The organism is Methanospirillum hungatei JF-1, assembly GCF_000013445.1.
In the GTDB taxonomy this organism is placed as follows: domain Archaea; phylum Halobacteriota; class Methanomicrobia; order Methanomicrobiales; family Methanospirillaceae; genus Methanospirillum; species Methanospirillum hungatei.
In genome coordinates this window covers 1,093,311-1,118,594 of record NC_007796.1, presented here as the reverse complement: position 1 = coordinate 1,118,594, position 25,284 = coordinate 1,093,311, and the positions used below count along the sequence as shown (strand labels likewise).

Genomic DNA, 25,284 nt, shown 5'->3' with positions numbered 1-25,284 from the left:
ATGGGCATCATTCCAGATCAATGGAGGGATGCCTATACAAATAATCTGGTTTACGTCCGGAGGATATTAGGAAGATGGAAGAGACACACGCCATTTGGATAGAGAAATACAGGCCACGGGTTTTGGAAGATATCATCGGACAACAGGAGATAATTGAAAGGCTTCGTTCATATGTAGCGAAGCGTGAGATGCCGCATCTGCTCTTTACCGGAAATGCAGGAACCGGGAAGACAACCGCTGCAGTTGCTCTGGCACGTGAATTTTTTGGTGAAGACTGGCAGATGAATTTCCGCGAACTGAACGCATCTGATGAACGGGGTATCGATGTCGTTAGAAATCAGATCAAGCAGTTTGCCCGGACTTCGCCTTTTGGCGGATCAACATTTAAAATTCTCTTCCTTGATGAGGCTGATGCCCTGACAACTGATGCACAGTCTGCTCTTCGCCGGACAATGGAGACCTATGCACAAACGTGCCGGTTTATTCTCTCCTGTAACTATTCGGCGAAAATTATTGATCCCATTCAGAGCAGATGTGCAATTTACCGCTTCAGACCGCTCGGGCGACAGGCTGTTTCTGAAATGGTGAAACGGATAAGTGCTGATCAAAACCTCACGGTGACAGAAGAAGTCATTGATGCAATATTTTACGTCGCTCAGGGAGATATGAGGAAAGCTATTAATGCATTGCAGGGTGCAGCGATTCTTGGCAGGGATATCAGTCCGGATATGATCTTTGCAATAACAGCAACGGCACGTCCGGAAGAGATTGATGACCTTATTGACCTCAGTCTTGCCGGTAATTTTCTGGGAGCGGGGAGTTCTCTTCAGGCCTTACTTCATGACCGTGGCATTGCCCCTCAGGAGCTCATTAGTCAGTTATACCGTGCGGTGGTCAAACGGGATCTCCCCGAGGCGGTGAAGGTCCGGCTTATTGATTCACTCGGAGAGACGGATTTCCGGTTATCAGAAGGAGCCGGAAGTGATATCCAGATGCAATCCCTTATTGCAAAATTTGTGATGTACGGTGGTAGGAACAGTCGGTAATCCCAGTTTTTCTCAATCTTCAGTCTGTGAAGATTCTAAAGATATCCTTGTTTTTACTGTCCGGAATGTACGGTTTGGTATTCCTGCTGTCCTTCTGGATCATGTCATCCGTATGGTTGCCATAACACCGGTGGATGATCCTCCCCGTGGCATTGTCGGGATTATCAATTATCATGGTGATGTCCTTCCGGTCTTCTCCTTCAGAAGATATCTCTCACTTGATGAGAAGTCACCTGCCATTCAGGATTTTTTAATCATCGTCAAGGAGGAGCGACATATGGCGATTATTGCAGAAACCATCTCCGGGGTATATCATATTGAGGATGAGGTCATCTCTCCTGAACAGCTCTGTGCTGGCATGAAGGGCATCACCGGCATATACCGGTGTGATGATGGTCTTTTGATTATTTCGCATCCGAAAGATCTGCTGGGTATTGAAGATCAGGAGAAAATCAGTGCCATAAGGGAATATCTTGATTTATGAGCGATGTTCTGGATGAAGCAGCTATCGGGACAATCAGGGATTTTATCCTAGCTAACACCGGGATTTTGTTTGATGATCGGCATACCCATGATCTGTGTCGACACATCGCTTCTGCCTGCACTGATCTGAAAATTCCCCTCGAAACCTGTGTTCAGCAGGTGAATGATTCATCATTTCAGGTTCGTTTCCTTGAAATCCTGGTTAATTACATTACCATTGGAGAGACCTACTTTTTCAGGGATAAGAACCTCTTTCTTTTCCTCCGCGATTCATTGCTTCCTGATCTCATCCGGTCACGAAGACAGGAACACAAATTATATCTTCGGATCTGGAGTGCTGCATGCAGTAGCGGGGAAGAGCCCTATTCCCTTGCAATCCTGCTCCGGTATCTGCTTGTAGACGTAGATGACTGGGATATTTACTTACTTGCGACTGATATTAACCAGCATATGCTCAATCGTGCCCAGGAAGGCCTTTATTCCCGATGGTCTTTCAGGGATGATCCACTTATTCCGATTGGGTCATATTTTTCTCCGACTCCAGACAACCGGATGAAAATTGATGATTCTGTCAGAACCATGGTTCGTTTTGAACGGATGAATTTAATTCATGACTCTTCCTTTTATAATGCTCTGGGACCGTCATCCCTGGATCTCATTCTGTGCAGAAATGTCCTCATGTATTTTTCACCAGAACAATCAGGTGAAGTCGTCAGTCATCTGGTAACCTCCCTTCGGACCGGAGGTTTCCTCATTGTTTCTCCCCAGGAAATAGGGATAGTCCAGGGTCAGTTTATCAGGATGCATCACCATGGCTCAGTTTTTCTTCATGAAAAGGTTGATCAGAACAACCTAGTCGCTGCTGAAAAAATTTCTCCATCCTTATCTACCACATTCTATAGTGATGAATCCGTACCGGTAACAAGGGTGATCGAAGGAGATCTTTTTCATGAACCGGATATTCATGATATACCCGACTTTCCTGGTGACATATTTCTGGATGAAGAGAATAAACCTGGTGATTCTTCTGGGGTGGTCTATCTTCTCGAACCTGATGATGAGGGATTCGATCGTCTTATTTCCGAGAACCGTCTTGAAGAGGCCGGTAAGATGATCTCCCAATCCGCACCTCAGTCTTCTCCTCACTGGATCAGGCAGATGGAGATATTAATCAGGGCGTACGCAGGAAATGGAGAATATGATAAGGCACTTGGCTGGAGTGACCGGCTTATTGCTGCAGATGTTTTAAATCCCCGGCCATATCTGTTAAAGGCAGCAGTTCTTGATGAACAGGGGCTGTACAATCACTCTCTTCAGTCACTTCGACAATCGTTATATGCATTTCCTGATTATCTTCCCGCCCATCTTGCTATAGCAGGGATTTATAAAAAAACAGGCAGGCCTGATCTCGCCAGGCATCATTATGAACTGGCGATTCATATTCTGGATTCAAAGGATGAAGATACGATCCTTGAAGAGACAGAGGGAATACCTGCTCGGAAGATGAAAGATATGATTCAGATGCTTCTCGGGGGATGATTTTTCATTATGGAACAGATGTTAAACCAGGATAACCGCGACGAGTCTGAAATTTTACTGGAGCGTGCCCGTATACTGGCAAAGCCTCTGGAAAAAGAAGAGAAGATGGGAGAAGGAGTTGAAGTTCTTTCTTTTATGCTCAATGGTGAACGGTATTGTGTATCCATGGAGTATGTGAGAGAAGTAACCCAACTTCGTCATTTAACTTCTCTTCCAGGTACTCCTGATTTTATTTTAGGGATTATCAGTATCAGAGGCCGTGTCATTTCAGTTACTGATTTACGAGTTTTTTTTGACCTCCCAAGAAAGGGACTCTCTGATTACAATAAAATTATCGTTCTTTCGGGAGAGGGGATGGAATTTGCAGTCCTTGCAGATCAAGTGGACGGTGTTTCATGGCAAAACCTTTCTCATCTGACTCCTCCTCCTGACACAATCCGGGGTATTGGAAAGGAATTTCTGATCGGTGTGTTTCCTGGTCCTCTCATCCTGATAAACAGCCGGGTAATTCTTACTCATCCCAAGCTTATCGTTGATCGTTCACGAGATAAGGAGCGTTAAATATGGATGAAAGGTATACCTGTCCCATTACCAAATTCGGACATCTCGAGAAATCATTATTGCTGTCGGTTACAGAAATCTCAACAATTTATGTGGTAAATCATGAGCATCAATTCATTCTTAAATAACATTAACATCGGGAAAAAACTTTTCGGAGGCTTTATCCTCGTCATTCTTCTTATGTCGCTCATTATTGTGACATGTCTTATGAGTGTAAATAAACTGACCGATGATGTTGATCAACTCTATTCTGAACAGACAGTACCTCTGATGAATGTAGGAAATATCGAGGTCGGGCTTCATTCGATCCGATCTCTTGTATTTCGTTCCCTAGCCCTCCCTGAAGAACGGGAACAGGATCATGAGAGATTATTAGCAGAAATAGATAAAATAGAGCCTATCATCGAAGAGATGAAAAAGGCCGGTATGAATGAAGAACAATATCAGTATTTCCTCACATTCACGAATCAGTGGGATCGATATAAAAAAGCTGCTCTCCAGGTATTTGAACTGGAAAAAAGTGGGAAAGAACGGGAAGCAAAAATTTCCATCATGAATGGGGGAGAACATGCAGAGGCCAGACGTGCAACTGAAGCTACGTTCTCCGCTCTTAAAGATTCACTCCTGCATGGTGCACAAAAAACCATAGAGGCTGCTGAAGCAGAAAAGAATACCCTCATTCTTATTATACTTGTTGTCGGAACCGGTTTTGGAATTATTTCCTTGTTGGTTGCGTATATTCTTACCAGGAATATTACCAGTCCCTTAACTGAACTTATGGATGTGGCAGTAAGGATTGGGCGGGGAGATAGTACTGCACGTGTGGATCTGGTTCGGAATGATGAGATCGGAGTATTAGGTAAGACGGTTAATGACATGGGAACTCACATCGCTACTATGGTAGAGGATGCACACTCGCTTTCTGAAGCTGCAGTTAAGGGTGAGCTGGCATACCGCGTCGACGCTGATAAACATGAAGGAGACTTTCAGAAGATCATCGCCGGAATGAATTCAACGCTTGATGCATATGTCAGACCAATGGGGATCACTGCTGAGTATATTAATGAAATGGCCCATGGAACTATCCCCCCGCCCATTACTGAGCCGTTTGCGGGATCTTTTGAAGAAATAAAAATCAACCTGAACAATCTTGTTAACATTCTTAACGAAAGGAATCGTGACATTGAATTGCTTATTTCTAATGGTATTGCAGGTAATCTTGATTACCGCGTTGATATCACCAAATATTCCGGATACAGCAGAGATATGTTTGGGGGAATTAATCAGATGCTGGATGCGATCATCGGACCGCTGAATATTGCTGCTGAATATGTTGAACGGATTTCATATGGAGATATTCCTGATAAGATCACTGAGGAAGCAAGGGGGGACTTCTCTCTTATTAAGAACAATCTGAATCAGTGTATTGAAGCTGTCAATCTTATGATAAACGATGTCCGTATGCTTTCAGAAGCAGCGGTGGAAGGTCGGCTTGATATAAGGGCTGATACGTCACGCCATCAGGGAGACTTTAGAAGGATTGTGGAAGGAGTGAACAAAACCCTTGATGCCGTCATTGAACCGGTCCATGAGGCAATGCGTGTATCTGGTGAATATGCAGCAGGGAATTTTACTGCCCGTGTTGATGAGAAACTCCATGTCAAAGGTGAATATGTAACCTTTAAAGAAGCCCTGAACAGGATTGGTATTGAACTATCCAGAATGATGACGATCATAAATGATGAATTGTACCGGGGTGTAAATGTTCTATCTGCTGCATCCACAGAGATTTTATCAGTCACTGCTCAGCTGTCTTCCAGTACCGCAGAGACTGCGTCTGCAGTGAATGAAACTTCGGCAACTGTGGAAGAGGTACGGAAAACAAGTGAGGTTACCAATCAGAAAGCAAAGGCAGTTGCAGAAAAGTCACAAGCGGTTAACCAGGTTGTGAAGAACGGACAGGCATCGGTTGAAGAGATCATTACCGGTATGAATCATATCAACCAGCAGATGGAATCTATCGCTTCAAATGTCATTCGCCTGTCTGAACAGAGTCAGGCAATCGGTGAGATAATTGCGAGCGTTACTGATATTGCAGAACAATCAAATCTGCTTGCGGTGAATGCCTCGATTGAGGCAGCTAAGGCAGGAGAATTTGGAAAAGGATTTGGTGTTGTTGCACAGGAGATCAAAACCCTTGCTGAGCAGTCAAAGCAGGCAACAACAAATATCAGAAACATTCTGACTGATATTCAACGGGGCATCAGTTCGACGGTAATTTCTACTGAGCAGGGTACCAAGACCGTTGCAACGGGTATGAAACTGACAAAGGAGGCACAAGAAGCGATTTTAATTCTGAATCAGGGGATATCTGATGCTGCACGTGCCGGAATTCAGATTACTGCTTCAAGTCAGGAGCAGGTTGTGGGAATGGATCAGATCTCCATAGCCATGGAAAATATCAGAACGGCTGCACAAAATAATCTTGAAGTAAGCAGGCAGGTGGAAAAGACCGCTCGCGATCTCCATGACCTTGGGAATAGTCTGAAAGAGATTACTGAACGGTTCAGAGTCTGAGAAAAGAGTCATGGATCTACAGGATGAGGAGTTTCTTGCGAAATTGCTTGCTACATTTGGTGAGGAAGCAGCAGATCATCTTCAGGCGATTATTGCCGGAATACTGGTGATCGAGCAAGACCCTTCCAGGTCTCAACAATCAGAGATAGAACCTGTCTATCGTGCAACTCATAGTCTGAAAGGAGCAGCCCGTGCTGTCGGTCTGAAGGATATTGAGACGATATGCCAGCATCTTGAATCGGTCTTCTCTTCTGTCCGGAAAGGTGAGATGATTCTTAGACAGGTTGAGTTTGATCTGATTCATGACGTGATCACAACCCTTGAATTACTTCTTGCCGGAGATAAAAAGGTAAAAATCACCCCAATTATTCAAAAGTTGAAAACAGCTGTACATTCCTCGCAAACTCCTCCTATTCGTGAAGTTTCACAAGATCCCCCTCAAAAACCAATTATCCGGAAACCTGCAACTCCACCAGATACGAGTCAAAGTGAACCGGTTACTCCTGAACTACTCTCAGTATCTTCAACGGGAAAAGGGATTGCTGGACCGAAGATTCGGATCTCTGAAGAACGTCTTACTTCTTTGTATGAAAGCGCTGATGACCTGCTTTCTTATCGTATGTCTGCGGGATCACACCTCTCTGAATTAAAATCAATCTCGCGGAGTGTGCAGACATGGAGGTGGAGCCTGAGCCGGGTTGAAGGGGATATTGCAAATCTGAAACGACAGTTCCAGGGAACAAATGATTTTTTAGACCGGCTGCTTCACTTTATTGATACCACCCGTGACATCATCGGAAGTTGTGAGACAAAGCTTGATTCAACCATAAGGGCGATGACCCAGGATCACAGTGAGATGGATTCTGCCATCACCCAGCTTATCGAAAGTATCAGGGAAGTTGTACTGGTTCCGTTTTCATCGCTGACTGATGCATATCCGAGAATGGTCCGTGATATCGCCCGTGAACAGGGGAAGAAAGTCTCTCTTAGGATAACCGGATCAGATATTGAAATAGACAGACGAATTTTGGACGGTATCAGAGATCCCATGATACATCTCATCAGAAACGCCGTAGACCATGGGATTGAACCTGAAGAAGTCAGATTACGGGATGGAAAACCCGCAGAAGGAAATTTGTCAATTGAAATTGTTCATAACCGGGCCAATCAGATCTCCATTACCATTTCTGATGACGGAAAAGGGATTGATCCACAGACCGCAGTAGCAGTTGCAATCAGTAAAGGATTGCTGGATGAGGATGAAGCACAAGCCCTGACCGATAGAGAGAAAGTGCGGTTGATATTCCAGTCAGGATTTACCACATCATCACATGTTTCCACAGTATCTGGCAGAGGTCTAGGTCTTGCTATTGCACAGGAGAAGATTAACCAGGTGGGGGGTATTGTAGATGTAGAAAGTATTCCTGGTAAATTAACCCGGTTTCTCCTGACCGTTCCAATTACTCTTGCGACATTCAGAGGAATTTTAGTATATGCTGAAAACCGCCCGTTCTTTTTACCACTTAATGAGGTGGAACGGGTGATGATTCCCGATGCATCAGATATCACCACAATAGAGGGAAGAACGGTTTTATATCTGGAGAATCAGGCAATTCCAGTTGCCTTGCTGAGCTCAGTACTTGGATTATCATCCGGCTCACCCCAGTCTGAAGATGCCCGTTCTTTGGTACTTCTCAGGACTCCAAACAGGCGTTTTGGTCTTATAGTAAACCAGATTGGCGGAGCTCAGGAGATAGTTGTCAGGGATCTTGGTCCGCAATTAAAGGATATCAGGTTTGTAAGTGGTGTTGCCATTCTGAGTAATGCCCTGATAGTGCCGGTTTTGCAGGTAGAAGATATTGCAGAAGAGATGCAGGGGAAGACCCGAATCGGAGTGTCTGAACAAGAATTGCCATCTTCATTATCAGGCCGGCGAAAGATCATGGTAGTGGAGGATTCAATCACTTCGCGGATGCTTCTGAAAAATATTCTTGAAGGGGCCGGGTATGATGTTGAAACTGCAGTTGATGGACTTGATGCGTTCACCAGACTCAAGACCCTCCCGGTTGATATTGTGGTATCAGATGTAGACATGCCACGAATGAATGGGTTTGCTCTTACCGAAAAGATACGTTCTGAAAAGAAATTATCTGATCTTCCTGTAATACTGGTTACCTCTCTTGACTCCAGGGAAGATCGGGAACATGGTATTACCGTCGGTGCAAATGCGTATATCATAAAATCCAGTTTTGACCAGGGGAATCTTCTCGAAGTGATTACTAGACTTATAGGGGCAGGCAGATGATTCGGGTACTGCTGGTGGATGATTCACCGGTAACTCTTATGGTACTTCAGAGTATATTGGAGAAGGAACCGGATATTTCTGTTATAGGTCAAGCAAAGAATGGAAAGGAGGCGATCATTCTTGCTTCCCGTCTTGCTCCTGATATTATCACTATGGATATCAATATGCCGGACCTTGATGGGTTCGCAACTACCAGACAGATAATGGAGCGGACACCCGTCCCTATCATCATCGTCAGCGGTATTGACAATCTTGAAGAGATTCGGGCTTCATTCAGAGCAGTTGAAGCAGGAGCCCTGGCTGTCTTCCGAAAACCTCCTGCATATGGAGATCCTGACTATGAAGAGGCAGTTTCTGAATTTGTGAATGCTATTCGTACGTATTCTGAAGTGAAAGTTATTCGAAGGCGATCTAATCATCTGAAAGTTCCAAAGCCAGAAGCCAGTACTATTCAGATTCCATTTCAGATTCACCAGGATATTCGGGTCATTGTGATTGGTGCTTCGACTGGCGGGCCACAGGTCATCCAGGAGATTATAAGTAATCTCCCTCTTGGATTCCCTCTGCCATTAGTTCTGGTCCAGCATATGTCCCCCGGCTTTATAGAAGGCCTGGCATTGTGGTTGACTGAATCAACCGGTTTTCCTGTCAGTATTGCAAGGGAAGGAGAGGTGTTACAACCAGGAAAACTATATGTCGCACCTGACGGGATACATACCGGAGTAACATCAGATCTTAGGTTTTCATTCTCAATAAGCCCACCTGAGCATAATTTGCGACCATCAGTTTCTTATTTATTCAGGTCTGCTGCAAAAAATCTTGGATCACATGTATTAGGCATTCTTCTTTCTGGAATGGGGTCAGACGGAGCAGAAGAACTTCTCCAGATCAGGCAAAATGGCGGGTGTACTATCATCCAGGACCGGGATAGTTCATTTGTATACGGGATGCCTGGTGCGGCAGAGATGCTGAACGCTGGCATGTTCTCTCTTCCTCCTGTCGAAATTGCCAGGTTTTTACGATCACTATCTGAACGGAGGCAATTGTGACAGCATCACACAAGTTCCGGATACTTGTCGTGGAAGACAGTAAGACTCAGGCTGACATAATCAGACACTATCTTACCCAGGAAGGGTATGAGGCGGAATGGGTTGAATCCCCTGCATCTGCATTTCTGGTTCTTGATCATACGCCCTTTGATCTGATACTTACCGATATTGTCATGCCGGGGATGGATGGATATACCTTCTGTCATCTGCTCAGAAAAGATGCCCGATTCTCTCATATCCCTATTATTTTTGTCACTCAGTTATCCGATCCGACTGATATTATCAGAGGTCTTTGTTGTGGTGCTAATAATTTCATTATAAAACCGGTCAGAAGGGAGCAGTTGATCAGGGAAATATCTCTTGTTGCAGATAGACCGAATCATCCCGCTTCAAACAGGTCCGATTCTGATAGGATACCATTTGTTTATGAAGGGCATGAGTATCTCATAAGTTCATCACGGGAGGATCTGCTCTGCATCCTCATGTCAATTTATCAGACTGCAGCATTAAAAAATTCAGAACTGGAACAAACGACCAGGGAACTGAATGATTTCACCTCACATCTCGAAGAGCTGGTAGAAGAAAGAACACAGGCATTATCAGTGACCAACGAGATTGTTGAACATCTTCTAATGCAGAGAACAGACCTCATAACCCGGATTGGTCATGATTTAAAAACCCCCCTGACTCCGTTGTACGCATTTTTACCGTATTTATATCAGAAAGAATCAGATGAAGAAAAAAAAGAGATTCTTTCTCTCCTGGTGAAAGATGTTACCGTTTTGAAGCATCTGGTTGACCGGATTCTCAAACTGTCACACATCACCCTTGATTCATTCTCTGACATGAAAACCAGTGCAGATATTCATTTGATCTCACTTGAAGTATTAGGAAATCACTCATATCTGCTGGAACAAAAAGGGATAACGGTAAAAAATTTTATCCGTCCCAGGACTTGTATCCGGATGTCTCATTTTCATGCAATGACAGTTATGGAAAACCTGGTCTCGAATGCAATCATGTATAATAAAGATATGGGAAGTATTACCCTTACCTGCGAACATGAGGCAAAAAAGCAGGTACTCAGTATTCAGGATACCGGAATAGGACTTACACATGATCAGATTGGCAGGGTTTTTGATGATTTTTATAAAGCCGATGAATCACGACATGACCATTCAGTTCATGGTCTTGGTCTTGCAATAGTGAAGCGTATCATTGCATTATACGGAGGAACAGTATCAGTAAAGAGCCCTGGACCTGGGGATGGCTCAACATTTCAGGTCTTCCTGCCTGATACTGATTCCATATCAGAATCTCCGCCTGTCCAAAAAGGAGGTCTTCATGGCTGATATTCAAAATGAAACGGTTTCAATTCTCATTGCTGAGGATAGTAAGACTCAGGCTGAAATATTACGTCATCTGCTTGATAAAGCAGGATATAAAGTCAGAGTGGCATATAACGGCCGACAAGCGCTGGAGGAGATACAAAAGGAACTCCCGACTCTGGTCCTGACTGATGTCATGATGCCTGAAATGAATGGGTATGAATTATGTAAGACATTAAAGGCTGATCCAGAGACCAGGAACATCCCGGTAATTTTGGTAACCCAGCTCTTTGATCCCAGGGATGTGCTTTCCGGACTTGAATGTGGAGCAGATAATTTTATTATTAAGCCATATGAAGCCGCATATCTTCTTGACCGTATTAAGGTCATTCTGGCAAATAGGACCATCCATCAAGATGAATCTGTTGAACCTGGAGTATCGGTATTTTTTTCAGGAAGTACTCATGTTATTACTTCGAACCGTCAGAAGATTCTGAATATCCTTCTTTCTACATATGAGATTGCAATTTCTAAAAATAATGAGTTGAATGAGGCGAAAGACAGACTTGCTTCTGTAAATGATCAGCTGAGCGATGCGAATAATGAACTTCTCAGGATCAATGAAGATTTGAAAAATGAGATATCAGAGCGTAAACGTGTTGAGTTATCGCTCTCACAGGCAAATAAAAAACTCGGGCTTCTCTCATCCATCACCCGTCACGATATGAAAAATACCATGATGGCTCTTCTTTCATATAATGAACTTGCGAAAATGGACAGTCCGGATCCTCAATTTCAGGAATATCTGGAACGTGAAGGTCAGCTGCTCTCCAGATTATCTGCCCAGATCGAGTTTACCAGACTGTATGAAGAACTGGGGGTAAAAGGTGCGGTCTGGATTCGGCTTGAAGATTTGATTCATAAAATGAGTTCAACATTTACCCAGATCGCAGTAATCGTTGATCCGGATGTGAATCAGTACGAAATTTTTGTTGACCCCCTCATTGAAAAGGTTTTCTATAATCTATTTGATAATGCACTTCGGCATGGTGAACACGTTACCACTATTCATATGAGTGCATGTGAGAAAGAGGGTATTTTGGAACTAAAAATTGCTGATGATGGAGCGGGCGTTGCTGATGGGGATAAAGAACAGATTTTCGGGCGCGGTTATGGAAAAAATACCGGGCTTGGACTATTCCTCGTTCGGGAAATCCTGTCAATTACCGATATTTCAATCATTGAAAATGGAAAACAGGGAGAAGGGGCCTGTTTTGTTCTGAGCGTTCCTCATGTTCATTTTCGAAAACTCTCTTAATCTTGTGGATCAAATACATATCCTCATTTCATGAACAAAATGCATTGTAATTCTGATCTTCATGGTACCAGGAAAAGATGTAGAATCGGTTGAGATTACAGACCGTGATGCAGACTGGCACCGGTTTCTCAAGACACGATATAAAAAAGAACTCGATGAATTATCCCGTGAATATCCTTACAAACGCTCGCTCTATATAAATTATCGCGATATTGAGAGTTTTGGTAAGACCGGGACTGAACTTGCTGATGAACTTTTGGAAAACCCTGGGAAAGTAATAGGAGATGTCAAAGATGCTATCCGAACCCATCGGCTTGTAAAAACCAGAAAGAAAGATGAGCAGCCAGATATTAATGTCAGATTTATCAATCTCCCCAGGAAGATTGCAATCAGGGAAATCCGTTCTGATCATATCGGCAAGTTCATTAGTGTTGAGGGAATTCTCCGGAAAACGACCGAAGTAAGACCTCGAATCACTCTGGCTGTATTCCGATGTCCTGCCGGTCATCGTACCGTCAAAGCTCAGTCATATGGTCCCTTTGTAGAGCCGGACGGGTGTCAGGCAGATGGATGTACTCAGAAGAAGCTTGAGCTCATTCCCCGGTTTTCACGATTTGTAGACTCTCAAAAACTTCGAATTCAGGAGTCCCCTGAGGGACTTCGTGGCGGTGAACAACCGCAGACCATAGATCTTGATGTGATTGATGATATCTGTGGTACTTCTGCACCTGGTGACCGGATAGTTGTCAATGGAATCCTCCGCTCGATTCAACGAAATTCGTACGGAACAAAGTCCACGATATTTGATATCTATGTGGAATGTAACTCTATTGAAGTAGCTGAAAAAGAGTTTGAAGAGGTGAACATCAGTGAGGAGGATGAAAAAGAGATCCTCGCCCTTTCCAAAGATCCAAATATCTATCGGAAGATTGCACACTCCATTGCTCCTACAATCTATGGAGTGGATGATGTCAAGGATGCAATTGCTCTTCAGCTCTTTGGAGGAATTGCAAAGGAGATGCCGGATGGGAGCAGGCTTCGCGGTGATATTCACGTCCTCTTAATTGGTGATCCTGGAATTGCAAAGTCCCAGATGCTCAGGTATGTTGTCCGTCTCTCTCCCCGGGCAATATACACCTCCGGACAGTCAACAACATCAGCCGGTCTTACTGCCACTGCAGTTAAAGATGAGTTTGGAGACGGTCGATGGACCCTTGAAGCAGGTGCTCTGGTCCTGGCAGATATGGGTGTGGCCTGCGTTGATGAGATGGACAAGATGGATAAGCATGACCGGAGCGCTCTTCATGAAGCTATGGAACAGCAGTCTATTTCTGTTGCAAAGGCTGGTATTACGGCAACGTTAAAATCCCGATGCGCTCTTCTCGGTGCAGCAAACCCCAAGTATGGAAGGTTTGATGATTTTGTTCCGATAGGGGATCAGATCAATATGCCCCCTTCTCTGCTGTCTCGATTTGATCTCCTCTTTGTCCTAACAGACAAACCTGAACATGAGCGTGATCTGGCAATAGCGGAGCATATCATCAAGGCTCATAGTGTTGGAGAACTTATCGCACAACACAACCGTGAACCAATCCCCGGTGTGGATGAAGAGTATATCACCGAACAGCTAAAACCGGTCACTCCGGAGATCGATCCGGCAATGTTCAGAAAGTATGTGGCTTATGCGAAACGAAGCTGCTTCCCCCGGCTCTCAGACGAAGCACGCGAAACATTGATTGCATACTACATGAAACTCCGTGACCTTGCGGATGCGAACAAACCGGTCCCGGTTACTGCCCGGCAGCTTGAGGCAATTGTCCGGCTGGCAGAGGCATCAGCCAGAATCAGACTCTCTTCTGTCATAGAAAAGAGTGATGCAGATCGGGTCATTACCATTATCGATACTTGTCTGAGGCAGGTAGCATATGATCCATCAAGCGGTTCGTTTGATATTGATATGCTCGCAACCGGTGTTTCTAAGAGTAAACGTGATCTTATCAGAAATATTAAGCAGGCAATACGGGATATTGCAGATGAGAATGGCAGAGCTCATAAACCTGATGTGATAGAAATCGTCCGTCAGCAGGGATTTGACCGTGATGAGGTGGAACGCCAGCTTACTGCGATGCTTCGTTCCGGTGAAGCAATGGAGCCAAAACACGATGTGGTTAAACTTATATAATCCCTTTTGATGGGAATCCTGTTAATGGAAGCGGTACCAGATATTGGGTATGACGTGTTCACCAGTGCAGTCACAACGTGCACTCAGTTTCTCTCTGGTGGTCCTGACAACCCTTATCGCACTTGTTTTTTGTGGGTGGGGGACTGGTGTTTTTGCTGATAAGGTAGTGACCCATCTTTCAATTGGGACCGATCCTGCTGATCCGGGTGAAAATCTCCCATTCACCGTGAAAGGGATCCTGACTGATGCAGAAGGTACGGTTATGGGTAATAAGAAAGTATCCCTTGAACGATTGGAAGAAAATGATCCGGAAAGTGAATATGAATTTCTGGCAGTGGCAACTACTGATATTGAAGGGGCATATTCATTTTTCCGACCGGCAGCATCACCGCCTGAATATCTCAGAGTCAGATATAATGGAAATTCCCAGTTTGAAGGAACAGTAAGTGAGATTGTATCAGGTCATATCTCAAAAGAGCCAAAGGTAAAGACCGGAATTATCCCACAGGTAGCCAAATCAAAGACAAAAATTACCGCAAAGGCATCCCCTTCCAATCCATTCCCTGGTCAGGCGGTCTCCATCGGCGGACAACTGATGGGTGAGAACGGAGCCCCACTGTCAGGGAAAAAGGTAATTTGTGAAGCATCCGACCGGGTGGGAACAAGAAGCGACTTTTCTATTCTTGGTATCTCGACCACAGATGAGAAAGGCTTTTTTAAATTTACCGCCAGTGGAGGATCGACGACCACCTTTATTCAGGTCAGGTTCCCAGGCGATGATGAATATGATGAATCAGTGAGTGAACTGATTTTAATATTGTAAACCCTTTTTTATCTGGCAAGTAATTCAGTATAGTCAACCTTCTCATAATCCTGATGAACCGGGAATTTTTTTCTCATAGTGAGTGCTTCTTCTTCGTGAATATCATAAAAAATTAATTCTTCCAGATCACTTCCCCGTGCCCTGATAGTTCCATCCGGTCCGGCAATACATGTCCCTCCTGTATAGGTATCGACAGGAGTGATACCGACGGTATTCACAGAAGCCACAAAGGTCTGAAATTCCGCCGCTCTACTTGTTGTGAAAAGATTAAAATGTTTCATCCGGGAGGATGGCCAGGCTGAAGGGACAATCATAAGGAGGACCCCTTTATTCCGGTACGCTTGAAAGAGTTGTGAAAATCTGAGATCATAGCATATGGCAAGACCAATTGTGCAGGAGTTCACGGTACATGATCCCAGTGTCCTGCCGGCTGAGTAATGAAGATCTTCTCCAGCTGGAGAAAAAAGATGAATCTTGGAATATTTCGCAAGTGTCCGCCCATCAGGTCCGATAGCAATACAGGTGTTTAAAGGGTTTTCTTCACCTTTTTCCCGATATGATCCAATTAATCCGATACTCACCTCTTGTGCAATCTCACGCATCTGATCTACGAGTGCTCCTGTTTCTTCTGTTGTATATGATGTATCATGGGGATCCCAACCGGTTAGTATCTGCTCTGGAAATGCAATCAACTCAGCATCTCCTTCTACTGCCTCAGCAGCATATTGTCTCATCTTTTTTAATCCGGATTCCGGATCATTCCAACAGGGTGATATCTGTGCTGCACAAAGGATCATATATTATCATCTGGTTTTATTATCCAAAATGAGTTTTTGAGTTTCATTTATCTCCATAGAAAAAGATGGTTCTAAAAAGAGGTTCCTGTATGGCAGAGGAGAATAAAAAAGAGATTGAATTGGAGATATCCGGAATGCATTGTGCCACCTGTGCAGTTACGGTTGAAAAGAGTCTTTCATCAACACCGGGTGTGATGGAGTCAAAAGTAAACCTTGCAACAGGGAAGGCACGGGTATTGTATGATCCTTCACAGGTATCCGTTTCAGATCTGACCGGGGCTGTGGAAAAGAGTGGGTTTTCGGTCAAATTTGAAAAAGCGGTTATAAAGGTTGGAGGAATGACCTGTGCCTCCTGCGTTCAGACAGTTCAGAAAGCCCTGCAGACCTTAGATGGTGTGATATCAGCCGATGTGAATCTGTCGAATGAGCGGGCATATATCACTTATAATCCTTCTCTTGTAGATATAAAAAAAATCAGGGATGTCATTGATAATGCCGGATATCAGTTTCTCGGAACTGACCGTGATGAGATAGATGAGAGTGAAAAATTACTGGAAATACAGTTAAAAAAGCAGTTTTTTAAAATCATCATTGGTTTTAGTCTCTCTCTGGTTCTTATGGGCATGATGTATATTCCGGATCATGATATGCATCTGATGTCATATGTTCAGTTCCTTATTACAACTCCGGTTCTGTTCTGGCTTGGTACTCCTATCTTTCGTGCTGCTTTTGGTGCTCTTCGGAATAAAACCCTGAATATGGATGTCATGTATGCGATGGGAATATCGGTTGCATATCTTGCAAGTGTTCTCGGAACATTTTCCATTATTCTTGATATGAATATGTTGTTCTATGAGACTGCACTTATGCTTACCGCGTTTTTATCTCTTGGCCGGTATCTTGAAGCGCGGGCAAAAGGGCGGACATCATCAGCAATAACCTCATTGATTGGATTGCAGGCTGACTCTGCGTCGGTTATTCGTGATGGGGTTGAGATAGACATTCCTGTTCAGGAGGTAATCCCTGGAGATATCATTCGTATGAGACCGGGAGGAAGGATTCCTGTAGATGGGATCGTGGTATCAGGTTCAAGTTATGTTGATGAGTCTATGGTAACCGGAGAACCTCTGGCTGTTTTGCGCGAACCAGGGCAGGAGGTCATCGGAGGCACTCTGGTAACAAACGGGGCATTTATTTATAAAGCTACGAGAGTTGGCTCTGACACGATGCTTGCCCGGATTATCAGACTGGTTGAAGAGGCCCAGGGGTCCCGCCCTCCTGTCCAGAGACTTGCTGATTATGCTGTTACCTGGTTTATTCCTGTTGTTCTTCTTATTGCTTTTCTTGCATTTCTCTATTGGTATGGTATTAGAGGAATGGATCTTCGGTTCTCCCTTCAGACCCTGATTGCAGTTCTTGTTGTAGCGTGCCCGTGTGCTCTCGGTCTTGCAACACCGACTGCGGTAACGGTTGGAATCGGGCGTGGGGCCGAACTTGGTATACTTATCAGGAATGGGTCGGTTTTAGAAATAGCTGATAAAATTACCGTGGCTCTTTTTGATAAGACGGGAACCATCACCAAGGGAAAACCAGTTGTCACCGATGTGGATTCATTCATCGGTAATCCCAGACTCCTCTTGTCCATGGCTGCATCTCTTGAAATTCTCTCCGACCATCCGATAAGTTCTGCCATCCTCGCAAAAGCACACCACGAGGGGATTGAACCTGCAGAGGTCACATCATTTCAGAATATTTCCGGGAGCGGCCTTTCAGGAACAATATCCGGAGGGGTGGTCCGACTGGGAACCCGTGATTTCATCGTATCCGAAGGGATCTCATTTGTATCTAACGAAGAAGAGTTGGTAACCCGGCGGGAAAGAGAAGGGAAAACAACAATTCTCATCTCACGTGACGACCAAATTCTGGGTCTTATCTCTATTGCGGATCAGGTAAAGCCAGAAGCTGAACGGGCTGTCAGGCTCCTGAAAGAGATGGGTATCCGGTCCGGTATGGTTACCGGTGATAATCAGATTACAGCCGATGCAGTCGCGTCTATGGTGGGAATTACCGATATATTTGCCCGGGTATTACCTGAAGGGAAGGAAGATCAGGTAATTCAGATTCAAAACAATGGAAATGTGGTGGCATTTATCGGGGATGGAATCAATGATGCACCTGCTCTTGCACGGGCGGATACCGGAATTGCAATCGGTTCTGGCACAGATATCGCTATTGAAAGTGCTGATGTGGTTCTGGTTAGGGATTCACTCATTCATATACCAGCAGCTCTCCAGTTAGCTAGGAAAGTAATGGGAAGAATCAGGTTGAATTTATTCTGGGCTTTTGCGTATAATATTGTTCTCATCCCACTTGCGGCCGGAATTCTTTATCCTGTAATCACGTTCAGACCTGAATATGGGGCTCTTGCCATGGCATTCTCATCGGTTACGGTCATCAGTCTTTCTCTTCTTTTAAAACAGTATACACCCCCGGCTCTTATGCAGGAAATGAAATCAGGTATGTACATGAATAAAGAAATTGATCCGATATGTGGCATGTCAGTGGATCCGAATACTGCCCAATTCAAATCTACCTATGAAGGAAAAACCTATTATTTCTGTAATAAAGGATGTAAGGATACTTTTGATAAGAATCCTGAACAATATAAAAAATAATTTATTCGTATACCGTAATTTTCAGTACTCTTGAGGAGGTTGCACTATATCCTTCATCACCGGAAAATACCGCTTCAATCTGCACAGTTCCACTCTCAACAACCGGAAGACTGAATGAATATTCTCCGCTGAGGTCTGTTGTAACAGATCCTGCTTCCCTCCATTCAAGCATTCCACCAAATGCGCATCCACCAAGACATCCGACCGGGCTTGAAGCAAGCCTGTACAAGATCTCTTTATGTGGAATGCCTTTCCCTTCACTGTCTGTTAACCGACCTTTAAAAGTGACATAATCACCGGTTTTCGGAAACGTAGGCCAGCCGCTTAATGTTAATGCAGTCTTTTTAGGTTCATTACCCGGAACTGCAAGAACCGAAACTTTTTCACTGTATATTCCGGTATACAATGCTTCAAAACCCCAGTCCCCGCCAACATCAGCTATCTGGTTATATCTGAAAGTCCCGTTTGATGTAGGTTTTGCCAGCATGAAGGTGTCGGCATGTGAACCAGAAGGCGCAGTAATGAGGATTATTACATCAGATGGTTGTGTTCCGAATAATGACCGGTCAATCTGGCCCGTAAGTGTGATTTTATCACCAATAATGACCTCATCCTGAAGTTCTTTTAATTGGATGAGGTCAGATGGATGAGTATTTTCCATGTTCTCATCCTGATATGCACACGTGTGAGAGATAAGAATAATACATGCACATACCAGGATGAACAGGAAAGAAGTTATTTGCATTTCAGATCCCTATCGCATCCCGTATATGTACTATATTTGTGTGCGGCCTTATCAGGTTTGAGGAAGATTCAGATTTAACTGGAGGGTCTGAAAAAGGATATTGCAAGTTATTCAATCAGAGTCTGTATATCTATCTATGAGTACGAGACCAGATCATCCGGCTATCATAGGTTATCCACCAGATCCGGTGGTACGGGATGTACACCTCTTCCTCATATGCAAAATGATGGTTTATAACAATATACCGGTTTTCAAGTCTTGTAACTTCAGAGCCATGTATTGTAGAACAATTTCCACTGGCCCCCCGGTTCAGATATCCAATGACTACTTTTGAGAAATCGCATGCCGGGTCATACCAGATACGAAGTAGTATCCGGTGTGTCGTCCTCATGAAAAAGTGAATTCATTAAAATTCGAGATGTTTCCTATACTGTTCAGCCCGTTCATAATAGCCAGATGCATCTCCTGACCTGACCGGTCTTCCTTCAAACCAGGGATCGACAAATCCAGGGCTGAGCAGATGGGCAAGAAGTTGCATTTCACGAAGACTATATTGGCCGGGTGAAGTCTCGCTATGGATGTAACAATAGGTATATAGAGAGCCAAAAAGACAGAGCAGAGGCCTGGCATATCGATATACAGTTCCGGTTACACTCATAATAATAGGGTAGGGACAAGCAGCAGTAATTTTCAGAAGTCTGATGACATCTTCTTTTGTCTGAGGCTGTACAGCAATTTTTACAATATCGCCAAAAGAATGAAGCTCTTCTATAAGAGCTTGCATTTCATCATCATCAGGCATCCGGTTCTGGTGGCAGGACGCTATTATGGCTTTATTGTGCTCTTTCACCTGTGGGGCATGGTCCTTAAATCTGATTTCCAGATCAATAATATCTACAAGTCCGATATAAGGTTCTAATTTCTTCCACAGCCCTGCCGACCCTCCTGCATATGCCCCTCCTTCATCACTACTCCGGACAGTGAGTACCATCGGGCCCTGAAAGGAGGTCCGAAGTGAGTGTAATGCATCATCGATCGGCTCGGTAATTAAATCCAGTCTGATTTCCAATGCATCGGCCTTGGTAACCTCTGGTGAGAGTAATTCACGGGTACTTGATAAAGATGCGATAATTTTTATAAGCCGGTTGGGATCTGCCTTTAGTGCATCGGATGTCATTTATCCTCTCCCGATGACAGAAATGCCTGATAATCTGACAGAAGGCACAATAGTTGAACCAAGTGTTCGGGTATCCGTGCTACACCCCTGAATTTTATGGAGGATATCAAAGATATTTCCGGAGATCATCCCGGTCCTAATTGGCTCCTGAAGTTCTCCATCATATGCAAAGAAAGGTGATGAGAGTTCTACTGAGAAATCGCCTGACATGGGGTTTGCAGTATGTGCACCGATAAGGTCATGTACATATACAGATTTATCAGAAAGAATATCATATTCGGGTCCTTTCAGTATGAGATTATGGTTTCCGATAGCCGGAGCACCGGATTGACCGGTCCGAACAGCACTGGCTGTAGGATTTTCCCCGTACCGGTATGCTGTTCTCAAGTCATAGGCAAATGATCGAAGAATACCGTTCTCTATGAATGGAATCTTCCGGACAGGCATTCCTTCACCATCCCATGCACAGTTGGCAACCCCTCGTGAGTCCATTGGATCATCAATCAGAGAAATCGTATCCCCTGCAACATGCTCTCCCATTTTTCCGGCAAAAACCGAACGTCCGGTATGAACATTTCTTCCTGAAAGTGCAGGGATGACTGCAGCATCAAGGAGCTGGGAAATTGCCATTGGTGAGAGAACCACGTCGTAAATCCCTGTTTCTATCTCTTCTCCTCCCTGACCACGGGCTGCAAAAAAGGCGGCTTCTTTCCCGGTTTTTTCAGGATCTATTATGTCAAGGTTCCATGCCGTATCAGATTCATAGCCTGTGGACTGACCGGCAATCATCTCCAGACTGACATGAACCTGTGTTCCGGTAGTACTATAAAATAAACCATTACTATTTGCAATGGTATGTTCTGATATAGCGACCGATGCTGATCCTGAGGTGATATCTGCAGTATATGCCTCAGCACCTGTCTTCAGCCGGTTGATAAGATCAATAACGAGGGCCGGATCGGTAGTTATCCGTTTGTCAAGGGCGAGGGGTTTCTGGTTTACTTCTTCAGGCCCTGGAAGCCCTTTCCAGGGAAGAGGATCAGAAAACCTGGCACTGGCACATGCTGCTTCAAGACAGTTCTTCCATGTCTTTGGATTATCTGTACAGGATACTCCAATCTTTCCATCTTTAATAATCCGGATGATAATGCCGGATCCTTTGGATTTACTTCCGATGGCAATACTATCCCGTTTCAGATCTGCAGCAATTGATTCACTATGAGCATAGAAAACCTCAGCCTCATCAGCAACCTGTTTTGCAGCCCGGAGAATATCTTCAATCAATTTCACACCCTCCTACTACTGCATTGTCAAGCAGAAGATGTGGCGCCCCATCGGTAACCGGAACTGTCTGTCCACCTTTACCACAATATCCCGGATGCAGCGCCAGATCATTACCGATAAGGGAGATGGTATGCAGGGTCTGTAATATCTCTCCGGACAGGGAAACATCACGAACCATAGTGGTGCATTCTCCGTTTTCAATCAGAAATCCATACTCAGCATTAAACTGGAACATCCCCCGTCCGGGGTCTACCTGACCTCCCCGTGATCCCTTGAGTAGGATTCCTGATCTGCATTCGGAGATGATCTCATCATAGGTAGAATCACCGTTTTCAATAAAGGTATTACTCATCCTGACAATCGGCTCAACACCCGGCATCCCCCGGCAATGACCTGCAACCCCGTCACCTACGGATGCAAGTGTCTCTTTGGAATGAAGATATGCAGACAATATCCCATTTTTGATTATCTCTGTCCGTTTTGTCTCTGTTCCTTCGTCATCCACCGGACAAAAACCAAATTGCGGGAGTGATGGATCATCAACTATCGTGAGGAGTGTTGATCCAATCTGTTCGTTGATCTTTCCTTTCAAAATGGAGCTTCCCTCTTTCACCAGGTCTCCTTCTGAGGCATGACCGACTGCTTCATGAGCAAAAACCCCGGCAAGTTCTGGATCCAGAACTACCCTCATCACTCCTCCTTTCGCCGGTTTTGCATCAAGGAGTTTTTGGGCGCGTTCTGTTGCTTCTCTGGCAAGATCCTGTCGATGCCGTATGTTCAGGCCGGATATGGTATGATCCCGTTCGTATCCCATCTGGACAATGCCTGCACGTGATGCGACAGCAAGGACTGAAAAACCGCATCTGCACAGGTGATAGGTGTATGCATGACCAAGACAATCGGAGAATGAAACCGTTTCATCTTTTTCGATATAGTTAATCCGACGGCTGACAATATCCTGCCCGTTCGTTGCCTTATACATATCAAGCAGGATAGTAACTTTCTCATCAAGACTTACGTCTGCCGGATTTTCTTTCATCGCAGGTACAACATGGAGGTGAGATGGTGTCTCCTGAATCGGGATATGTATGTTCGTAACCTGTGATGCAGCATATGCTTCCTGAATGAAGGACTCCGGAAGGGTTTCAAACTCAGCCTCTTCGCCAGATACGGAGAGTATTCCCCATCCCTTTTCTCCAAGAACCCTGATGACTGCTTTATCAAAAAATGAGGAGCCTGCTTGTTCCACTCTTCCATTGTCCACGTCAATCTGGGTAACCTCTCCGGTAACCCTGCGGACATCGTAGTAACGGTACGGGAGAGACATCAGACTACCGTCCGGGGTGCAGAAATATCAGTTCCCAGAATCGAACGGGTTGTGGACCATGCGATTGTTTTCAGCTTATCAAGGAACATCTCACGGTTGTCAGGAACCAGGGCAATCTTGAGTACCTCATCTATCTTTTCTACCGGAATGATCTCAATGGTTGATAAAAATTCATCCTCAATGAGAACATCACCAAGATTTGCCTTTGGTATGAGGACTGTCCTGATACCTGCCCGTGCTGCTGCTTCAATCTTGTAGGTGACGCCTCCGACCGGAAGGACATCTCCTCTGACTGAGAGGGACCCGGTCATTGCGATGTCTTGTCTGACCGGGATTGATTCTAGCGCACTGATAGCTGCTGTGGCAACCGTAATTGAAGCAGAATCACCCTCCACCCCCTGGTATGTTCCGATAAACTGGATATGAATATCAATATTTCTAATATCTTTTCCTGTAAATCTCTTCAGGATGGCTCCTACGTTCTTGATTGACTCCTGTGCAATTTCTTTAAGAAGTCCTGTTGCGATGATGTTACCACCATCACCTTGTGCCGGAGTAATTGCAGCCATAATCGGGAGGACGGATCCAGCATCACTCCCCATGACTGCAAGACCGTTCACCCGTCCGATCTCAGTCCCTTCAACGACAGCAAGTTCATATTCACGTGTTCTTCGTATCATCTGACCGGATATCTGATCTTCAATGGAACGGGCAGTTTTCTTGGCTTCAAGAACATGGCGTCTGGTTGTAAGCTCTGCACCCTCCTGTCGTGCAAGATCACCGGCAACCCTGATAAGACCCCCCATGTCCCGAAGTTTCAGGGTCAGGTAGCCTTTCCGGTTTGAACGTCGTTTGGCTTCATGGATGACTTCATCAATGGCAGTCCGGTCAAAGTGAGGGATCATACCATCATTTTTGATCTCCTGCGCGATAAATCTGATAAATTTTTCCCGGTTTTCAGGAGTATCGGGCATGGTATCTTCCATATAGATCTCATAACCGTTTCCTCTGATACGGGATCTCAGGGCCGGATGCATCCCTTCAATAGCGTCAAGATTACCTGCTGCGACCATGACAAAATCACATGGGACTGGTTCAGTCCTGACCATTGCTCCTGATGAACGTTCACTCTGACCGGTGATTGCGAACTGTCCTTCCTGCATTGCGGTCAGGAGACTCTGTTGTGAAGGAAGACCCAGGGTATTAATTTCATCAATAAAGAGAACTCCCTTATGTGCACGATGAATGGCCCCTGCCTCAACCCGGTCATGTGCAGGAGTCTCAAGTCCTCCAGACTGGAAGGGATCATGGCGGACATCTCCGAGAAGAGCACCGGCATGTGATCCGGTCGCATCGACAAAAGGTGCTGTTGTTGTCTTATCATTGGAGACCAGAAGTTTAGGGACCATCTGTTCTTCCCTGGGAGTGGCATACCGCAGAGCCATGAAGATAAATGCTGCAGCAATAATACCCATCAGCCACTGGTAGGTGATAAAAGCATACCCGATGATACCGATCATCAGGATCATGATGAGGGTATTTCTGAACTGTATCTTCTTTTTCGCTTCTGCTTTATGAGCAGTGACAATCTCTTTGCCACGGCCGGATTTCACAGTTCTGATGATAGGTTCATTTTGATCGTCAGAGTTTGGATATGCAAGAATATCCTGCATCTCTTCCTTTGGAAGCAGCTCAGCCATTGCCTTTGCCAGCATGGACTTACCTGTACCCGGAGTCCCGATCATCATGACATGTCTGCGCTGGATTGCTGCTTTTCTGATTACCTCTACCGCATGTTCCTGTCCGATTACCTGATCAATGAGTTTTTCAGGGACAGTAACCGACCGTGACGAGCCATCATCTACTGGTATCTGGGGTTCTTTCTCTTCAGATGCAGCTGAAGTATCAGTCTTTACAACAGGCGCATCTGTTTCATCATCCAGTGTATCCACTGGTTCTATACCCGGAACATCCCATACTTTGGTAGTTTCCGGAGTATCTGGTTGAATTTCTCGCTCCGATGGTTCGTTCACCCGATTCATTATAATATCGACACCTGCAAAACCGT

The 25,284-nt window shown here is 44.8% G+C and carries 19 protein-coding genes; 12 read left to right on the top strand and 7 right to left on the bottom strand.

Annotated elements, in window-relative coordinates; translation table 11 throughout:
• Positions 1 to 74: 74 nt before the first annotated feature.
• The 11 genes from MHUN_RS05190 (at position 75) to MHUN_RS05140 (ending at position 15,211) form a co-directional block, all read left to right on the top strand.
• A complete protein-coding gene (locus tag MHUN_RS05190) occupies positions 75 to 1,046 on the top strand; it encodes a replication factor C small subunit (protein ID WP_011448023.1) in 972 nt (323 codons plus the stop codon).
• On the top strand, positions 1,027 to 1,530 hold the full coding sequence (locus tag MHUN_RS05185; protein WP_011448022.1) for a chemotaxis protein CheW: 504 nt from the start codon (positions 1,027 to 1,029) through the stop codon (positions 1,528 to 1,530). The genes MHUN_RS05190 and MHUN_RS05185 overlap by 20 nt, the downstream gene beginning before the upstream one ends.
• Positions 1,527 to 3,068, top strand: a complete 1,542-nt coding sequence (locus MHUN_RS17245) for a CheR family methyltransferase (protein WP_011448021.1) — start codon at positions 1,527 to 1,529, stop codon at positions 3,066 to 3,068. Before MHUN_RS05185 ends, MHUN_RS17245 begins: the two co-directional genes overlap by 4 nt.
• A 9-nt stretch (positions 3,069 to 3,077) precedes the next feature.
• A complete protein-coding gene (locus MHUN_RS05175) occupies positions 3,078 to 3,629 on the top strand; it encodes a chemotaxis protein CheW (protein ID WP_011448020.1) in 552 nt (183 codons plus the stop codon).
• Between the two features lie 102 nt (positions 3,630 to 3,731).
• Positions 3,732 to 6,206: a HAMP domain-containing methyl-accepting chemotaxis protein gene (locus MHUN_RS17240; RefSeq protein WP_011448019.1), complete on the top strand. Its 2,475-nt coding sequence runs from the start codon at positions 3,732 to 3,734 to the stop codon at positions 6,204 to 6,206.
• A gap of 10 nt (positions 6,207 to 6,216) precedes the next feature.
• Positions 6,217 to 8,511 carry a hybrid sensor histidine kinase/response regulator gene (locus MHUN_RS05165; protein WP_011448018.1) on the top strand — a complete coding sequence of 765 codons (2,295 nt, stop codon included), beginning with the start codon at positions 6,217 to 6,219 and terminating at the stop codon, positions 8,509 to 8,511.
• Positions 8,508 to 9,560 carry a chemotaxis-specific protein-glutamate methyltransferase CheB gene (cheB, locus tag MHUN_RS05160; RefSeq protein WP_011448017.1) on the top strand — a complete coding sequence of 351 codons (1,053 nt, stop codon included), beginning with the start codon at positions 8,508 to 8,510 and terminating at the stop codon, positions 9,558 to 9,560. Before MHUN_RS05165 ends, cheB begins: the two co-directional genes overlap by 4 nt.
• Complete coding sequence (locus MHUN_RS05155) at positions 9,557 to 10,912, top strand: hybrid sensor histidine kinase/response regulator (RefSeq protein WP_011448016.1); 1,356 nt, start codon at positions 9,557 to 9,559, stop codon at positions 10,910 to 10,912. The genes cheB and MHUN_RS05155 overlap by 4 nt, the downstream gene beginning before the upstream one ends.
• Positions 10,905 to 12,206: a hybrid sensor histidine kinase/response regulator gene (locus MHUN_RS05150; protein ID WP_011448015.1), complete on the top strand. Its 1,302-nt coding sequence runs from the start codon at positions 10,905 to 10,907 to the stop codon at positions 12,204 to 12,206. Before MHUN_RS05155 ends, MHUN_RS05150 begins: the two co-directional genes overlap by 8 nt.
• A gap of 61 nt (positions 12,207 to 12,267) precedes the next feature.
• Positions 12,268 to 14,388, top strand: coding sequence for a minichromosome maintenance protein MCM (locus MHUN_RS05145; protein WP_011448014.1), 2,121 nt, complete (start codon positions 12,268 to 12,270; stop codon positions 14,386 to 14,388).
• Positions 14,389 to 14,437: 49 nt separating this feature from the next.
• Positions 14,438 to 15,211, top strand: coding sequence for a hypothetical protein (locus MHUN_RS05140; protein WP_011448013.1), 774 nt, complete (start codon positions 14,438 to 14,440; stop codon positions 15,209 to 15,211).
• 8 nt (positions 15,212 to 15,219) lie between these two features.
• Here the strand turns inward: MHUN_RS05140 and MHUN_RS05135 are convergent, their stop codons facing one another.
• Positions 15,220 to 16,008 carry a carbon-nitrogen hydrolase family protein gene (locus tag MHUN_RS05135; protein ID WP_011448012.1) on the bottom strand — a complete coding sequence of 263 codons (789 nt, stop codon included), beginning with the start codon at positions 16,006 to 16,008 and terminating at the stop codon, positions 15,220 to 15,222.
• A gap of 89 nt (positions 16,009 to 16,097) precedes the next feature.
• On the opposite strand from MHUN_RS05135, the gene MHUN_RS05130 reads away from it, so the two are divergent.
• The gene (locus tag MHUN_RS05130; RefSeq protein ID WP_011448011.1) at positions 16,098 to 18,683 is read left to right on the top strand and encodes a heavy metal translocating P-type ATPase; all 2,586 of its coding nucleotides are present in this window, start codon (positions 16,098 to 16,100) and stop codon (positions 18,681 to 18,683) included.
• Between the two features lies 1 nt (position 18,684).
• On the opposite strand, the gene MHUN_RS05125 is transcribed toward MHUN_RS05130, so the two are convergent.
• The 6 genes from MHUN_RS05125 to lonB all read right to left on the bottom strand — a co-directional run bounded on the left by MHUN_RS05125 (position 18,685) and on the right by lonB (position 25,258).
• Complete coding sequence (locus tag MHUN_RS05125) at positions 18,685 to 19,344, bottom strand: Ig-like domain-containing protein (RefSeq protein WP_143709365.1); 660 nt, start codon at positions 19,342 to 19,344, stop codon at positions 18,685 to 18,687.
• A 214-nt stretch (positions 19,345 to 19,558) separates the two neighbouring features.
• Positions 19,559 to 19,819, bottom strand: coding sequence for a DUF504 domain-containing protein (locus tag MHUN_RS05120; RefSeq protein ID WP_011448009.1), 261 nt, complete (start codon positions 19,817 to 19,819; stop codon positions 19,559 to 19,561).
• A 15-nt stretch (positions 19,820 to 19,834) separates the two neighbouring features.
• Positions 19,835 to 20,605, bottom strand: a complete 771-nt coding sequence (locus tag MHUN_RS05115) for a type I 3-dehydroquinate dehydratase (RefSeq protein ID WP_011448008.1) — start codon at positions 20,603 to 20,605, stop codon at positions 19,835 to 19,837.
• Positions 20,606 to 21,895, bottom strand: coding sequence for a TldD/PmbA family protein (locus tag MHUN_RS05110; RefSeq protein ID WP_083758403.1), 1,290 nt, complete (start codon positions 21,893 to 21,895; stop codon positions 20,606 to 20,608).
• Entirely contained in the window at positions 21,882 to 23,216 is a 1,335-nt protein-coding gene (locus MHUN_RS05105; protein ID WP_011448006.1) for a TldD/PmbA family protein, read from the bottom strand. Before MHUN_RS05105 ends, MHUN_RS05110 begins: the two co-directional genes overlap by 14 nt.
• Entirely contained in the window at positions 23,216 to 25,258 is a 2,043-nt protein-coding gene (gene lonB, locus MHUN_RS05100; RefSeq protein WP_011448005.1) for an ATP-dependent protease LonB, read from the bottom strand. Before lonB ends, MHUN_RS05105 begins: the two co-directional genes overlap by 1 nt.
• Positions 25,259 to 25,284: the final 26 nt, after the last annotated feature.